Origin of the sequence: Microbacterium sp. (genome assembly GCF_036277215.1) — a bacterium.
Classification (GTDB): Bacteria; Actinomycetota; Actinomycetes; order Actinomycetales; family Microbacteriaceae; genus Microbacterium.
This window is the reverse complement of the sequence record NZ_DASUNI010000313.1, coordinates 1-16,104: the sequence shown is the minus strand read 5'-3', so window position 1 is coordinate 16,104 and position 16,104 is coordinate 1. Positions and strand designations below refer to the sequence as shown.

The 16,104-nt window shown below is 69.2% G+C and carries 12 protein-coding genes; 7 read left to right on the top strand and 5 right to left on the bottom strand.

Going from position 1 to position 16,104, the window contains the following annotated elements; all coding sequences use genetic code 11:
* Window positions 1-27 precede the first annotated feature (27 nt).
* Window positions 28-1,164, top strand: a complete 1,137-nt coding sequence (locus VFX99_RS15185) for a UDP-N-acetylmuramate dehydrogenase (RefSeq protein ID WP_329667130.1) — start codon at window positions 28-30, stop codon at window positions 1,162-1,164.
* A gap of 12 nt (window positions 1,165-1,176) precedes the next feature.
* Here the strand turns inward: VFX99_RS15185 and VFX99_RS15180 are convergent, their stop codons facing one another.
* The 4 genes from VFX99_RS15180 to aceA form a co-directional block, all read right to left on the bottom strand.
* On the bottom strand, window positions 1,177-2,376 hold the full coding sequence (locus tag VFX99_RS15180) for a pyridoxal phosphate-dependent aminotransferase (protein WP_329667129.1): 1,200 nt from the start codon (window positions 2,374-2,376) through the stop codon (window positions 1,177-1,179).
* A gap of 89 nt (window positions 2,377-2,465) precedes the next feature.
* A complete protein-coding gene (locus tag VFX99_RS15175; protein WP_329667128.1) occupies window positions 2,466-2,804 on the bottom strand; it encodes a YciI family protein in 339 nt (112 codons plus the stop codon).
* A gap of 180 nt (window positions 2,805-2,984) precedes the next feature.
* On the bottom strand, window positions 2,985-4,646 hold the full coding sequence (aceB, locus tag VFX99_RS15170) for a malate synthase A (RefSeq protein ID WP_329667127.1): 1,662 nt from the start codon (window positions 4,644-4,646) through the stop codon (window positions 2,985-2,987).
* A 25-nt stretch (window positions 4,647-4,671) separates the two neighbouring features.
* Complete coding sequence (gene aceA / locus VFX99_RS15165) at window positions 4,672-5,988, bottom strand: isocitrate lyase (RefSeq protein WP_329667126.1); 1,317 nt, start codon at window positions 5,986-5,988, stop codon at window positions 4,672-4,674.
* 141 nt (window positions 5,989-6,129) lie between these two features.
* On the opposite strand from aceA, the gene VFX99_RS15160 reads away from it, so the two are divergent.
* Entirely contained in the window at window positions 6,130-7,608 is a 1,479-nt protein-coding gene (locus tag VFX99_RS15160; protein WP_329667125.1) for a helix-turn-helix domain-containing protein, read from the top strand.
* A 135-nt stretch (window positions 7,609-7,743) separates the two neighbouring features.
* Here VFX99_RS15160 and VFX99_RS15155 read toward each other — a convergent pair whose 3' ends face one another.
* Window positions 7,744-9,276: a PucR family transcriptional regulator gene (locus VFX99_RS15155; protein WP_329667124.1), complete on the bottom strand. Its 1,533-nt coding sequence runs from the start codon at window positions 9,274-9,276 to the stop codon at window positions 7,744-7,746.
* A 97-nt stretch (window positions 9,277-9,373) separates the two neighbouring features.
* Between VFX99_RS15155 and gabT the strand changes: the two genes are divergently transcribed.
* From gabT to VFX99_RS15130, 5 genes are all read left to right on the top strand, one after another.
* Window positions 9,374-10,756, top strand: a complete 1,383-nt coding sequence (gene gabT, locus VFX99_RS15150) for a 4-aminobutyrate--2-oxoglutarate transaminase (protein ID WP_329667123.1) — start codon at window positions 9,374-9,376, stop codon at window positions 10,754-10,756.
* An 82-nt stretch (window positions 10,757-10,838) separates the two neighbouring features.
* Window positions 10,839-12,212, top strand: coding sequence for an NAD(P)/FAD-dependent oxidoreductase (locus tag VFX99_RS15145; RefSeq protein WP_329667122.1), 1,374 nt, complete (start codon window positions 10,839-10,841; stop codon window positions 12,210-12,212).
* Window positions 12,209-13,096: a universal stress protein gene (locus VFX99_RS15140; protein ID WP_329667121.1), complete on the top strand. Its 888-nt coding sequence runs from the start codon at window positions 12,209-12,211 to the stop codon at window positions 13,094-13,096. The genes VFX99_RS15145 and VFX99_RS15140 overlap by 4 nt, the downstream gene beginning before the upstream one ends.
* Window positions 13,093-14,658 (top strand): APC family permease, encoded by a 1,566-nt coding sequence (locus VFX99_RS15135; protein WP_329667120.1) that lies wholly within the window; start codon window positions 13,093-13,095, stop codon window positions 14,656-14,658. Before VFX99_RS15140 ends, VFX99_RS15135 begins: the two co-directional genes overlap by 4 nt.
* Before the next feature lie 32 nt (window positions 14,659-14,690).
* Window positions 14,691-16,058, top strand: coding sequence for an NAD-dependent succinate-semialdehyde dehydrogenase (locus VFX99_RS15130; protein WP_329667119.1), 1,368 nt, complete (start codon window positions 14,691-14,693; stop codon window positions 16,056-16,058).
* Window positions 16,059-16,104 lie beyond the last annotated feature (46 nt).

The window sequence follows — 16,104 nt, the reverse complement described above, 5'->3', positions numbered from 1 at the left end:
CACGTTCTGGTCCGCCTGCCCTAGCCGATGCCCGACGTCCCCCCGATCCCGCTCGCGCAGCTGACCACTCTGCGCACCGGCGGAATGCCCGACCGCATGATCGAGGCGCACACCACCGACGAGCTGGTCGACGCGCTGCGCTCCGCCTGGGCCGACGGCGCGCCGCTGCTGGTGCTGGGCGGCGGCTCCAACCTCCTCATCGGCGACGAGCCCTTCGACGGCACCGTCATCCGCGTCCGCACCAGCGGCATCGAGCGGCTCCCGTCGCCTCGTCCCGGCTTCGAGCGCCTCCGAGTCCAGGCCGGTCACGACTGGGAGGCGCTCGTGGCGTACGCCGTGGCGGAGGGACTGGCGGGCATCGAGGCGATGTCCGGCATCCCGGGCACCGTCGGCGCGGCTCCGGTGCAGAACATCGGCGCGTACGGGCAGGAGATCGTTCAGACGCTCGCCGAAGTCGAGCTGATCGACGAGCACACCGGCGAGGTCTCGACGGTTCCGGCCGACGAACTCGGGCTCGGCTTCCGCACGTCCGTCCTGAAGCACCATTACGGGTCGGTGCCTGAACGGCCAGGGGTGATCCTGACGGTGACGCTGGAGCTCGAGCAGGTCGGCCACGGGGAACGACCCGTCGTCGGCGAGCAGCTGCGCACCGCGCTCGGACTCGGACCCGAGGCATCCGTCTCACTCGCCTGGGTGCGAGATCACGTCCTGGACACCCGGCGGCGCAAGGGCATGGTGCTCGACCCGGAAGACCCCGACACCTACAGCGCCGGCTCGTTCTTCCAGAACGCGATCGTGTCGCCGTCTTTCGCGCGCACGCTTCCGCCGGAGTGCCCGCGGTGGCCGGTCGCTCCGGACCTGGATTCCGTCCTGGTGATCCCGCTCGCCGCGTACGAGGGGTATGTGCCGCCGTCGGCGAGCCGCGAGTCCGACGTGAAGGTCAGCGCCGCCTGGCTCATCGAGCACTCCGGGTTGCGCAAGGGTTTCAAGCTCCCGCGCTCGCGCGCGTCCCTGTCGACCAAGCACGCTCTGGCACTGACCAACCGCGGCGACGCGTCGGCCGATGAGCTCGCAGAGTTGGCGCGCTTCATCCAGGGTCGCGTGCAGTCCGAGTTCGGACTCATCCTCCAGCCCGAGCCCGTGCTGGTCGGGGTGGAGCTGTAGCGGAGGCCGACGCTACGCGAACAGCTCCTGCATCCGCCGCACGCCCTCCAGCAGCGCCTCGTCGCCGAGCGCGTAGGAGAGCCGCAGGTAGCCGCTCGGGCCGAACGCCTCGCCGGGGACGACCGCCACCTCGACCTCCTCGAGGATCAGGTCGGCCAGCTCCAGCGACGACGTCGGGGTCTTGCCGCGCCACTCGCGGCCGAGCAGGCCCTGCACGTCGGGGTAGACGTAGAAAGCGCCGAGCGGGTTCGGCACCGTGACGCCCCCGATCTTCGAGAGCTCGTCGACGATCAGCCGTCGGCGGCGGTCGAAGGCGAGCCGGAAGTCCTCGGCCTCGGTCTGCGGTCCGGTCAGCGCCGCGAGAGCCGCGCGCTGCGCGATGTTGTTCACGTTGCTCGACAGATGGGACTGCAGGTTCGCCGCGAGCTTGATCGCGTCCTTCGGGCCGACCATCCAGCCCACTCGCCAGCCGGTCATCGCGTAGGTCTTCGCCACCCCGTTCACCAGGATCGTCTGCCCCGCGGCATCCGGCACCGCCTCGACGATCGACACCGCGCGGGCCCCCTGGTACACGAGGTTCTGGTAGATCTCGTCGGAGATGATCCAGATGCCGTGCTCCACGGCCCATTCGCCGATCGCCCGCGTCTCCTCGGGGCTGTACACGGCACCGGTCGGGTTGGACGGCGACACGAAGACCAGCACGGTGGTGCGCTCGGTGCGGGCGGCCTCGAGCTGCTCGACGGTGACCTTGTACTCCTGGTCGGCGCCGGCGAAGACCTCGACCGGCACACCGTCGGCCAGGGCGATCGCCTCGGGGTAGGTGGTCCAGTACGGCGCGGGCAGCAGCACCTCGTCGCCCGGGTTCACGACCGCCTGGAACGCCTGGTAGACCGCCTGCTTGCCGCCGTTGGTCACGACGATCTGGGAGGCATCGACCTCCAGCCCCGAGTCGCGGAGGGTCTTGGCGGCGATGGCCTCGCGCAGCACCGGAAGCCCGACGGCGGGCGTGTAGCGGTAGTTCGCCGGGTCGTGCAGAGCCTCTGCCGCGGCATCCACGATGAACTGCGGCGTCGCGAAGTCGGGTTCGCCTGCCGCGTAGCTGATCACCGGCCGTCCGGCGGCCTGAAGGGCCTTCGCCTTCGCGTCGACCTTGAGGGTCGCGGACTCGGCGATGGCACTGAGCTTCTGGGAGAGAGGAGCGCGTTCTGTCACGGATTCGAGCGTAGTCGCCTGTGCTCAGCGGCGAGGGGCCGGATGCCGAGGCGCGACCCTGACAGCGCGCCCCGGCCCGCCGGTCCCGCTCAGTCCAGCTCGAGCGGCCAGACCGGACGCAGTTCGATCGTGCCGTGGGTGGCCATCGGATGCCGCGTCGCGACCTCGATCGCCTGCTCGATCGTGTCGCACTCCAGCAGGTCGAATCCGGCGATCCACTCGTGCGTCTCGGCGTAGGGACCGTCGGTGACGCTCACCTTGCCGTTGCGACGACGGATGGTCTTCGCGTGCGACGGCGGTCGCAGCCGGTCGCCGTCGGTGGCCTTGCCCTGACCGTAGGTCTCATCGACCCACTCCTCGATCGTGAGCACCGGGTCTTCTTCCGTGGTGAGGTCCGGATCGGCTACCACGAGCATCAGATACTTCATCGCGTGTCCCTTCTGTTCAGCGACGTTACGTGAAGGGCGTCGAACAGGTCGTCTGCGCATCGACAACTCGCGCGCCTTGCCGTCTTTTCTCTTCGCCGAGACTGCAAGGGGAGGTCGAGACAGCGGGTGAACCCCGCAGTCTCGACCTCCCGATGCAGTCTCGCGGAGGCGGCTCGGGGGCTAGTCCGTCTCCACCAGGTAGCGCGAGTATGCCGACAGCGTCAGGAAGGCCGGGAACTCCTCGCGGAGCGCGACCTCGCGGAAGACCTCGGCCGCGTCGTCGAAGCGGTCGCCCTCGCGGCGCTCCACCTCGCTCAGAACCTCGGAGATGAGTCCCTCGATGTACTCACGCGTGATGAAGGTGCCGTCCTCGGTCGTGCGGTCCTGGTGGATCCACTGCCATACCTGGCTGCGACTGATCTCCGCGGTCGCGGCATCCTCCATCAGGTTGTCGATCGCGACGGCGCCGAGCCCGCGCAGCCACGCCTCCACGTATCGGATCGCCACTGACACGTTCGCGTGCACGCCCGCGGCGGTCACGGGCCGGCCGATGTGCACGTTCAGCAGATCGGATGCCCTCACCTCCACGTCGTCCCGCTGCCGGTCGACCTGGTTCGGGCGCTCACCGAGGACCGCGTCGAACTCGGCCTTCGCTGTCGGGATCAGATCCGGATGCGCCACCCACGTGCCGTCGAACCCGTCGCCCGCCTCACGCTTCTTGTCGGCCGCCACCTTCTCGAACGCGCGCTCGGTCACCTCGGGGTCGCGCCGGTTCGGGATGAACGCGCTCATGCCGCCGATCGCGAACGCCCCTCGCCGGTGGCACGTCTTGACGAGCAGCTCGGTGTACGCCCGCATGAACGGGACCGTCATCGTCACCTCGCTGCGGTCGGGGAGCACGAAGCGCGCTCCGCGGCCGCGGTAGTTCTTGATGATCGAGAAGATGTAGTCCCACCGGCCGGCGTTCAATCCCGCGCAGTGGTCGCGCAGCTCGAAGAGGATCTCCTCCATCTCGAAGGCGGCCGGCAGCGTCTCGATGAGCACGGTCGCGCGGATCGTGCCGTGCGGGATACCCACGTACTGCTCGCTGAAGCTGAAGACGTCGTCCCACAGCTTCGCCTCCTCGCTGGACTCGATCTTGGCGAGGTAGAAGTACGGCCCCCGCCCGTTCGCGATCAGCTGCTCCGCGTTGTGGAAGAAGTACAGCCCGAAGTCGACCAGTGATCCGGATGCCGCCAACCGGCGTCCCGTCCGGTCGGTGAAGCAGAGGTGTGCCTCTGACAGGTGCCAGCCGCGCGGACGCATCACGATCGTGGGCGTCCGCTCGGCGGTGACCTCGTAGGTCTTTCCCGCATCGCTCGTGAAGCTCAGCTCGCCGCGGATCGCATCGCGCAGCGACAACTGCCCCTCGATGACGTTTCCCCACGTGGGGGAGGTGGCGTCTTCTTGGTCGGCGAGCCAGACCCGCGCGCCGGAGTTCAGCGCGTTGATCGTCATCTTCGGGTCGGTCGGCCCCGTGATCTCCACGCGCCGGTCCTCCAGGCCCGGGCCCGCTCCGGCGACCCTCCACTCGGCATCCTCGCGGATGTGCGCGGTGTCGTCCCGGAACTGCGGGTCGTGCCCGTTGCCGATCTCGAATCGACGGCGCATGCGGTCGGCGAGCCGGTCGTGCCGGCGGCCGCCGAAGCGGGAATGCAGCTCGGTCAGGAATGCGAGGGCCTCGGGCGTGAGGATCTCGTCGTAGCGCTCGCGGACGGTGCCGAGGATCTCGATCGACGGCATGTGCGTGGTCCGGATGGGTGTCGTGGTGGTGGGCGGGGAGCCCGTGTCAGTGAGGGTCATGATGTGTCCTTGAAGTCGGTCGTCGTCAGTGGAACTGCTGCGCCTCGGTGGATCCCACCAGGGCGAGGGTGGCGCTGTCGGGGTTGAGCGCGGTCGAGACTCGGTCGAAGTAGCCGGTTCCGGCTTCCCTCTGGTGCTTGGTGGCCGTGTAGCCCTGCGCCTCTGCGTCGAACTCGGCCTCCTGCAGCTCGACGTAGGCGCTCATGGCGCGGTCGGCATAGCCGGTGGCGAGTTCGAACATCGAGTAGTTCAGGGCGTGGAAGCCGGCGAGGGTGATGAACTGGAACTTGTAGCCCAGGTCCGCCAGCTCCTGCTGGAAGGTCGCGATCTGCGCATCGTCCAGGTGCCGCTTCCAGTTGAACGACGGCGAGCAGTTGTACGCCAGCAGCTTGCCGGGGTACCGCGCGTGGATCGCCGTGGCGAATGCGCGCGCCAGCTCGATGTCGGGCTCGCCCGTCTCGACCCAGAGCAGGTCGGCATACGGGGCGAACGCGAGTCCGCGACTGATGACCGCGTCGAGGCCGGGGGTGACCCGGTAGAAGCCCTCGCTCGTACGCTCTCCGGTGGTGAACGTCCGGTCGCGCTCGTCGACATCGCTGGTGAGCAGGTCGGCGGCGAGGGCATCGGTGCGGGCGATCATCACGGTCGGCACGCCCGCGACGTCGGCGGCGAGGCGAGCCGCGTTCAGGGTGCGGATGTGCTGCTGCGTGGGCACCAGCACTTTGCCGCCCAGGTGTCCGCACTTCTTCTCGGACGCGAGCTGGTCCTCCCAGTGGATGCCGGCGGCGCCGGAGGAGATCAGCGACTGCGCGAGCTCGTACGCGTTGAGCGGCCCGCCGAAACCGGCCTCGGCGTCGGCGACGATCGGCGCGAGCCAGTCCTGCGTGAGCTCGCCCTCGGCATGCTCGATCTGGTCCTGGCGGATCAGCGCGTTATTGATGCGGCGCACGACCGCCGGGACCGAGTTCGCCGGGTACAGGCTCTGGTCGGGGTAGGTCTGTCCGGCGAGGTTGCCGTCGGCGGCGACCTGCCAACCGGAGAGGTAGATCGCCTTGAGCCCGGCGCGGATCTGCTGGACGGCCTGGCCGCCGGTGTATGCGCCCAGCGCCCGGATGTAGTCCTCCGTGTGCAGCAGGTTCCACAGGTTCTCCGCGCCGCGCTGCGCGAGCGTCGACTCCTCGCGGACGGAACCGCGGAGGGCGACCACGTCCGCGGCGCTGAAGGTGCGCTCGATGCCGTCCCAGCGCGGGTCGGTGTCCCAGATCTCCTGGAGTTCGGCGGCGGTCTGCGTCTGGTCGCCCGCACGGAGCGGCGGCTGGCCGGGGGTGGCGTGGATCGTCATGTCGGTCTCCTGTGTCGGATGCCGAGGCTCAAGGCCCCGGCTGCTGTTCGTGGCTCCACTCTGAGTGAAGTTCGGATCTCCAGCCGGTGAAGTGAGGTGTGAAGTTTCGGCAAAGTTCTGCTTTCGTGACAGAATCGCAGGATGACGCCGACGGATGCCGCACCGCACGACGCAGACCTGCTCGACGATGAGGAGGTGGACTCCCTCACCATCGGCCGCCGCATCCGGCAGTTGCGCACTGAGCGCGGCATGACTCTCGACGAGCTCGCCGGCGCGGTCGATCGGGCGCCCAGCCAGCTCTCGATGATCGAAAACGGGCGACGCGAGCCGAAACTGACACTGCTGCGCACGATCGCGCGCGCGCTCGGCACCACGCTGGACGCACTGCTCGAGTCCGAGCCGCTCGACGAGCGATCGACCATGGAGATCGCGCTCGAGCGCGCGATGCGCGGGCAGACCTTCCAGGCCCTCGGCATCCCGCCGTTCCGCATCGGCAAGACGGTGCCCAACGAGGCGCTCGCGGCGATGCTCGCCCTGCAGGGCGAGATCGAGCGACTCCGCGATGAGCGCGCGGCGACGCCGGAGGAAGCGCGCCGCGCCAATGTCGCGCTGCGCCGCCTGATGCGCACGCAGAACAACCACTTCCCCGAGCTGGAGGAGCAGGCGCGACGGCTCCTCGGTGCGGTGGCTCACCCGGGCGGTCCGCTGACGCAGCGGACGGCATCCGACATCGCCGCCCATCTGGGCTTCACGCTGCACTACGTGCCCGACCTGCCGCAGACCACCCGCAGCGTCGCCGACATCAAGAACGGGCGACTCTATCTCTCCAGCCGACTGACGGCGAAGGGCGACCCGCGCACGGCCGTGCTGCAGGCGCTGTCGAGCCGGATCCTCGGTCACCGCGAGCCGACGAGCTACGCGGAATTCCTCCGCCAGCGCGTCGAGACCAACTACCTGACCGGTGCGCTGCTGATTCCCGAAGAGCATGCGGTCCCGTTCCTGCAGGAGGCGAAGGGACGCCGCGCGATCTCGATCGAAGACCTGCGGGATGCCTACTCGGTGTCGTACGAGACCGCCGCGCACCGCTTCACGAATCTCGCAACGGTGCACCTCGGCATCCCGGTGCACTTCCTCAAGGTGCACGAGTCGGGCACGATCACGAAGGCGTACGAGAACGACGACGTGAACTTCCCGACCGATCGGCTCGGCGCGATCGAGGGCCAGATGTGCTGCCGGCGGTGGACCTCGCGCGTGGTTTTCGACGAGGACGACCACTTCAACCCGTACTACCAGTACACCGACACCGGAAACGGCACCTACTGGTGCACCGCACGGGTCGAGGCATCGAGCGAGGGTGCGCACTCGGTCAGCGTCGGCGTGCGCTTCGACGACACGAAGTGGTTCCTCGGACGCGACACCCCGAATCGGGGCGTGTCGAAGCACTCCGTGGAGGTGTGCTGCCGCCGCGCCCCCGCCGACCTCGAGGCGTCGTGGCGCGAGAACTCCTGGCCGAACGTGCGCACTCCGCGGACTTTGCTGGCGACGCTGCCGACGGGCGCGTTCCCGGGCGTCGATACAACCGACGTCTACGAGTTCCTCGAGGCGCACGCCCCGCGCTGACCCGGCTCGCCCCTGACGCGAACCCATCCCTTTCGGCGCGAACCCATGAGCCGATGCGCGGTGGAACGCATGGGCTCGCGGCGAGGGCATGGGTTCGACGGGATGCTGGAGCCCCGGGGCGCGCGTGCGCGCCGTTCAGGACGAGAGGCGCAGCGCCGCCCAGATCTCGGCGCGAGCGGCGAACGACGACAGGTCGGAATCGAGCGCCCGTTCCGCGGCGGCGATCCGCGCGCGCACCGTATGCCGGTGCACGCCGAGTGCGCGCGCGGTCGCCTCGTGCGAGCAGTCGTTCGCAAGCCACGTCCGCACCGTCTCGAGCAGCGCCGTGCCGTGATCGAGGTCGTGTCGCACGAGCGGCGCCAGCGCGGCCGCGGCGACCGTGCGCGCCTCATCCGAGGGCGGAACCGAGAGCACGCCGGTGCGTGCGACGTCGGCGAAGTGCGAGACGCGGGCCACCCCACGGTCGCGGGCGAGTCGCGCCTGATCGGTCGCACCCGAGAAGGCGTCGTACCCGGAAGGGTCCGCGACGCCGATCCGCGCGCCGAACCGGTCCGCGAACTCGTCGAGCACCTCGTCGTCCCCGACTCGGACGACGATCACGAGTCCGTCGTCGCCGCGGCCGAAGAACAGTCCGCCACCGCGCTCGTCGGCGCGCAGCTCGAGCCACTCGCGCGCGGCGTCGCGGCGGGCGGCGCCGGCATCCGTCATCGCCACCAGGATCGGTGCGGCGGGGAGCCCGCCCCACAAGTCGCGGGCGATGCGCCGAGCGAGGGTCGGATCGTCGCTGCGCAGGGAATGGACGAGCCCGGCCCGCAGCAGCGTGCGCGCTCGGTCGAGTCCTTGCTGCTGCTCGAGGGCCAGGCCGGCCATCGCGACGACCGCCGTCACGACGCCGCGGCCCTCCTGATCGAGATCTCCGGCTGCCATCGCGATCACACCGCGCAGGCGGCCGCCGCGGCCGAGGGTCTGCAGGGTGAACGGCACGCCCTCGATGCGAAGCGAGGATCCCGCGCGGGCGCCGCGCCGGAGGACGACGCCGACCTCCGCTCGCAGCTCTGCCGCGACGGTCTGCTCGAGTGACGACGGATGCTCGCGGGTGAGCGTTCCCGCCGCGTCGAACAACCCGACCCACGCGTCCAGCTGACGGGCGAGCTCCGCCAGAGTCGCGCCCAGCCCGTCCGGGCGCAGCGCCGCCAGCGAGATCGCCCGTTGCGCGGCCAGAGCCCAGCTGCGCCGCGCGTAGGACTGAGCGGCGATCGCCTCCGCGCCGGCACGGGCCACGGCGATGAACGGCGTGCGGTACGGCACCTCGAACAGCGGCATCTGCTCGGCGCGGCACGCTTCGGCCAGCAGCGGCGGGATGCCGTCGCGCACCACCTCGGTGCCGAAGCCCAGTCCGACCACGCCGCGGGCGGACAGGCGGCGGACGTATGCGAGGTAGACCGAGGCGTCGTCTGCGGCCGCCTGGAACTGGGTGCCCGTCGTGAGCAGCGCGAGCCCCTCCGACAGGAACGGCGTGGGGTCGGTGAGATCAGAACTGTGTACCCATCTGAGCGGACGGTCCAGGGCGCCTTGGTCGAGTGAGTTCTCGTCACCCTCGAGGCGCAGGTGCAGGTCGCCTCTACCCAGCAGCGCCCGCAGCGTGGGGGCTTCTGCGACGGTGGGCATGCGAATCCTCTCGATGTACCGTGCGTACGGTGGCTACCTCCAGAATGTACATCGCGGCGCGTGCGGCCGGCACAGCTCGACGCTTACGCTCACGAGCATGAGTACGTCTGCGCCCGACACCATGTCTGCCTCCGGCACGTTTGCGGCGGTTCCGCTCGGCGGTCCCACCCTCCCTCAGGAGCGGCGAATGGTCACGAGCATCCCGGGGCCGCGCTCGCAAGAGCTGATCGCCCGCAAGGCGGCTGCGGTCGCGGCGGGCGTCGGACACACCGTCCCGATCCAGGCCGTCGCGGCCGGCGGTGGAGTGGTCCTCGACGCGGACGGCAACTCTCTGATCGACCTCGGAGCCGGCATTGCCGTGACGACGCTCGGCAACGCCCACCCCAAAGTCGTCGAAGCGGTGCAGGCGCAGGTCGCGCAGTTCACGCACACCTGCTTCATGATCTCGCCGTACGAGTCCTACGTCGGCGTCGCCGAGGCCCTCAACCGCATCACTCCGGGCGACCACGAGAAGAAGAGCGCGTTGTTCAACTCCGGCGCCGAAGCCGTGGAGAACGCCGTCAAGATCGCCCGCAAGTACACCAGGAAGCAGGCCGTCGTCGCTTTCGACCACGGCTACCACGGCCGCACGAACCTGACCATGGCCCTGACGGCGAAGAGCATGCCCTACAAGAGCGGGTTCGGACCCTTCGCGTCGGAGATCTACCGCGCACCGATGTCGTACCCGTTCCGCGATGGACTGAGCGGGGCGGATGCCGCCAACCGCGCGATCTCGATCATCGAGAAGCAGGTCGGGGCCGACAACCTGGCAGCGATCATCATCGAGCCGATCCAGGGTGAGGGGGGCTTCATCGTCCCCGCCGACGGCTTCCTGCCGCGGCTGGCCGAATGGTGTCGCTCGAACCACGTGGTCTTCATCGCCGACGAGATCCAGACCGGCTTCGCCCGCACCGGCGCCATGTTCGCCAGCGAGCTGTTCGGTGTCGTGCCGGATCTGATCACGACCGCCAAGGGCATCGCGGGCGGGCTCCCGCTCGCCGCCGTCACGGGCCGGGCCGAGATCATGGACGCGTCGCACGCCGGCGGCCTCGGAGGCACCTACGGCGGCAACCCGATCGCGTGCGCCGCCGCCCTTGCCGCGATCGACGCCTTCGAGCACGACGGGCTCATCCAGCGCGCCGACGAGATCGGCGCGATCCTCACCGAGCGGCTGACGGCGATGCAGGCCGCCGATCCCCGTGTGGGCGACATCCGCGGCAGGGGTGCGATGATCGCCGCCGAGTTCGTCGGCCCGGTGACGGGGGAGCCGGACGGCGCGCTCACCACCGCGATCGCCAAGGCGTGCATCGCCGACGGGGTCATCGTGCTCACCTGCGGCACCTACGGCAACGTCATCCGATTCCTGCCCCCGCTCTCGATCTCCGACGACCTCCTCCACGAGGGCATGGATGTCGTCGCCGCCGCCTTGAGCGGCGCGTGAGGAGTTCGCGCCGGACCCGGTGGGGGAGCCGGGTCCGGTGCGGCTTTCCTCCTCCCTCACCCGATCGAGCAGAGGAGCCGAAGTGGTCGAGCTGAACCGTGACGTCGTGATCGTGGGGGCGGGCGCCGCCGGGCTCACGGCCGCCAACGAGCTCCGCAAGGCCGGCCTGTCGGTCGCGGTCCTGGAAGCCCGGGACCGGGTCGGCGGCCGGCTGTGGACCGACGTCATCGACGGAGCGATACTCGAGATCGGCGGCCAGTGGGTCTCGCCCGACCAAGAAGCGCTGATCGAGACGCTGGCCGACCTCGGGCTGGAGACCTACGAGCGCTATCGCGAAGGAGACTCCGTCTACGTCGACGAGGCGGGCAAGCTCACCCGGTTCACCGGGGAGATCTTCCCCGTGCCACCGGCCACCGAGAAGGTGATGGTCGAGCTGATCGACAAGCTCGATGCGCTCGTGGCCCAGATGGATCCGGATCGGCCCTGGGAGCATCCCGATGCCGAGGCCCTGGACCGCATCTCTTTCGAGGCTTGGCTGGCAGAGCAGACCGATGACCAGGAAGCGCGCGACAACATCGCGCTCTTCATCGCGGGCGCGATGCTCACCAAGCCCGCGCACGCGTTCTCGACGCTCCAGGCGCTGCTGATGGCCGCAAGTGCCGGCAGCTTCTCGCACCTCGTTGACGCGGACTTCATCCTCGACAAGCGCGTGGTCGGTGGTCTTCAGCAGGTTCCGGTGCTCTTGGCGGAGCGACTGGGCGAGGACGTCCACCTCGGTCACGCCGTGCGCACGCTCGAATGGAGCGACCCCTCGAGCGGCTCAGGCTCCGTGACCGCCGTTGCCGACGGCCTGACGGTCCGAGCACGCTTCGCGATCGTCGCCCTCGCCCCGAACCTCTATTCGCGGATCTCCTTCGTCCCCGCGCTGCCACGACTTCAGCACCAGATGCACCAGCACATCTCGATGGGCTTCGTCATCAAGGTGCACGCCGTCTACGATCGGCCGTTCTGGCGAGATCAGGGCCTGTCGGGCACCGCCTTCAGCCCCTACGAGCTGTCGCACGAGGCGTACGACAACAGCAACCACGGCGACGAACGCGGCACGCTGGTCGGATTCGTGTCGGACCGCAACGCCGACGACGTGTTCCGTCTCTCGGCCGAGGAGCGCAAGGAGCGGATCCTCGAATCGCTCTCGCACTATTACGGCCCTGAGGCCAAGGACCCGATCGTCTACTACGAGAGCGACTGGGGCTCGGAGGAGTGGACGCGCGGCGCATACGCGGCCAGTTTCGACCTCGGCGGTCTGCACCGCTACGGTGCCGACCTGCGCGAACCGGTCGGCCCGATCCACTTCGCGTGCAGCGACCTCGCCGGAGCCGGGTACCAGCACGTCGACGGCGCCATCCGCATGGGCCGGCTCGCCGCGTCGCACATCATCGAGGAGGCCCGCGCATGAGCGGTCGGATCGTCGTCGGCTACACCGCCACCGAGGCGGGAGAGGATGCCGTCGCCCTCGGCGCGCGTCTGGCCGCGGCATCCGGATCATCGCTGGATGTAGTGGTCGTCCTGCCGGGTGAGGACCGGAGCGTGATCACCCCGCCCGACGCGAGCTACGACCGCTACCTCAACGAGCAGGCGACGGCGTGGCTGCAGGAGGCGACCGCATCCATTCCGGATGCCGTCGCCACGAGCACCAGCGTGCGCTACGCGGACTCCTTCGCCGAGGGCCTCGTGGCTGCGGCCGAGGAGTTCGGCGCCTCGCACATCGTGGTGGGCGCGGCGAACGGCGGGCTGCGCGGGCGTCACCGCCTCGGCTCCGTGGCCACCGAGCTGCTGCACTCGTCGCACGTTCCGGTGGCCCTGGCCCCGGAGGGGTCGCGCCGCATCGAACCCGCGACGGGCGTCACCCGCATCACCGCCGCGATCGGCACGCGTCCTGGCGCAGATGCCCTCCTGGACGAGGCGACCTCGCTCGCAGCCGACACGGGTGCGGAGCTGCGGCTGCTCTCCCTGGTCACCGTCGATCTGCCGGCGAGCGTCGACACGGGAGTCATCCGCATCGCGGGCGCAGCCCATGCCGACCAGGTGCTGGCGCAAGCGCGCGCAGGGCTGCCCGGCAACGGCGACACCGAAGTGATCGTCGGACGCGGCGACAGCATCGAGGACGCCGTCACGCACCTGAGCTGGGAACCCGGTGAGGTGGCGATCGTCGGCTCGAGTCGCCTCGCGCAGCCTCGCCGTCTGTTCCTCGGCTCCACCGCTGCCAAGATGCTTCATGAACTGCCCGTACCGATGATCGTGGTTCCGCGCACGCGGGCCGCAGAAGGAGAGTCGCGATGAGCGAACGCCTGGGCGCCGCTGCGCCGCTCGCTCCCACGGCCGGCAAGGAAGCCGGCGGCCTATCGGCGAAAGGGCTGAGTGCCGGCACGGTCGGCCTCATCGGCGCCGTCGTCATCGGCATCTCGTGCATCGCGCCGGCCTACACGCTCACCGCAGCCCTGGGGCCCACGGTGTCGGAGGTCGGCTTCCAGGTGCCCGCGATCATCCTGATCGGGTTCATCCCGATGCTGTTGGTGGCCTTCGGCTACCGCGAGCTCAACCGGCAGATGCCCGACTCGGGCACCTCCTTCACGTGGGCGGCGCGCGCGTTCGGTCCCTGGGTCGGCTGGATGGCCGGGTGGGGACTCATCGCCGCGACCATCCTCGTCCTCTCGAATCTGGCCGGCATCGCGGTCGAGTTCCTCTTCCTGCTGATCGACCAGATCGCAGGCAGTCCCGGCACGATCGCCGAGCTCGCGTTCAACCCGTTCATCAACGTGGCGGTCTGCCTGCTGTTCATGCTCGGCGCCACGCTCATCTCGTACCGCGACATGCAGACCACGCAGAAGCTGCAGTACGTCTTGGTGACCTTCCAGGTCCTGGTTCTCGTCATCTTCTCCGTCGCGGCCTTCGTGCACGTCGCACAGGGCAACGCATTCGACGCGAGCCCGGTCGAGCTGTCGTGGTTCAACCCGTTCGCCGTCGGCTCGTTCACGGCCGTCGTCGCCGGCTTGTCGCTTTCGATCTTCATCTTCTGGGGATGGGACGTCACCCTCACCATGAACGAGGAGACCAAGGACCCCGAGAAGACCCCGGGTCGCGCGGCGACGCTGACCGTCATCACGATCGTGGTGCTCTACCTGCTGATCTCCGTCTCGCTGCTGGCGTATGCGGGCACCGGCGTTGAGGACCTGGGCCTCGGGAACGAGGACATCCAGGCGAACGTCTTCTTCTTCCTGTCCGGCCCGATCCTCGGACCCCTCGCCTTCCTCGTGTCCCTCGCGGTGCTGACGAGCTCGGCGTCCTCGCTGCAGTCCACCTTCGTCTCTCCCGCTCGCACCCTGCTCGCGATGGGCCACTACGGTGCGCTGCCGCCGCGGTTCGCAGAGGTGAGCCCGCGGTTCTTCACGCCCGGCTTCGCGACGATCGTCTCGGCGATCATCGCGTCGGTGTTCTACGCGATCATGCGGTTCGTCAACGAGAACGTGCTGTGGGACACCATCACCACCCTGGGCCTGATGATCTGCTTCTACTACGGCATCACCGCCTTCGCGTGCGTGTGGTACTTCCGCAGGCAGTGGTTCGACTCGGCGCGCAGCTTCTTCTTCACGCTGCTGTTCCCGCTGGTGGGCGGACTGATCCTCGCTGCGCTGTTCGTCATCACGCTCGTGGAGAGCATGGACCCCGACTACGGCAGCGGCACGGAGTGGTTCGGGCTCGGGAGCGTCTTCGTGCTCGGCGTGGGGATCATCGGCCTGGGTCTTGTGATCATGATCTGGCAGGCGATCAAGCGCCCCGCCTTCTTCCGGGGCGAGACCCTTTCACTGGACGCCCCCGCCAGCCTGCGCCGCCCGCGTCGGTGACGGCACATTTTTCATCAGCGAACGGAGAAACCATGAGTGACTACGCAGTCGTGAACCCCGCCACGGGCGAGACCCTGGCAAGCTACCCCGTCGCGACGGACGCCGAACTCGAGCAGGCGCTCGCGGCGGCCGATGCCGCGGCGAAGGGCTGGGCGCGCACGTCCACCGTCGCGGAGCGTGCTGCGCTGCTGCGGCGCGTCGCAGAGCTGCACCGCGAGCGCCGCGACGAGCTGGGCGAGATCATCGTGCGCGAGATGGGCAAGCCCCTCGCCGCCGCGGTGGCCGAGGCCGAGTTCGCCGCCGACATCACGGAGTACTACGCCGACAACGCCGAGCAGATCATGAAGGACCAGCCGATCGACATCCTCGGCGAAGGCTCCGCGGTCATCCGCAAGTCGCCACTGGGGGTGCTGCTCGGCATCATGCCGTGGAACTTCCCGTACTACCAGGTCGCCCGATTCGCGGCGCCGAACCTCCTGATCGGAAACCCGATCCTGCTCAAGCACGCCTCGCAGTGCCCGGAGTCCTCCGCCGCGATCGCGAAGATCTACGACGATGCCGGATTCCCCGAGGGCGCGTACACCAACCTGTACCTGACCAACGAGCAGGCGGCCGACGTCATCGCCGACCCGCGCGTGCACGGCGTCTCGGTGACGGGCTCGGAGCGCGCCGGCGCTGCAGTGGCCGAGGTCGCGGGGCGCAACCTCAAGAAGGTCGTGCTCGAACTCGGCGGTTCCGACCCGTTCATCCTGCTGTCGACCGATGATCTGGATGCCGCGGTGCAGGCTGCCGCCGATGCGCGTCTGGACAACACCGGCCAGTCATGCAATGCCGCGAAACGGTTCATCGTCACGGACGACCTGTACGAGCCGTTCGTCGAGAAGTTCACGGCCGTCATGACCGGCTCGAAGCTGGGCGATCCCCTCGCCGAGGACACGGTGTTGGGGCCGCTGTCATCCGAGGTCGCGGCGGAGCGGCTGGAGGAACAGGTCGACAAGGCGGTCGCTCAGGGCGCGACTCTCGTCGCCGGAGGCAAGCGCGACGGGGCGTTCTATCCCGCCACGGTGTTGACCGACGTCACGCCCGAGATGGACGCTTACCGAGAGGAGTTCTTCGGCCCCGTCGGCGTCGTCTACCGCGCGGCCGATGAGGATGAGGCGGTCCGCATCGCCAACGACACTCCGTTCGGGCTCGGGTCGTACGTCTTCACGACCGACGAGGCTCAGGCCGAGCGCGTCGCCGACAAGATCGAAGCCGGCATGGTCTACGTGAACCTCGTCCTGGCCGACTCTCCCGAGCTGCCGTTCGGCGGCGTCAAGCGCAGCGGCACCGGCCGTGAGATGGGACTTCTCGCGGCGGACGAGTTCGTCAACAAGAAGCTGGTCCGCGTCGGCCCGTAGTCCCACAGAGGGGTCGCCCAAGAGTCAGTGCGTCGGGCGGGGAGCA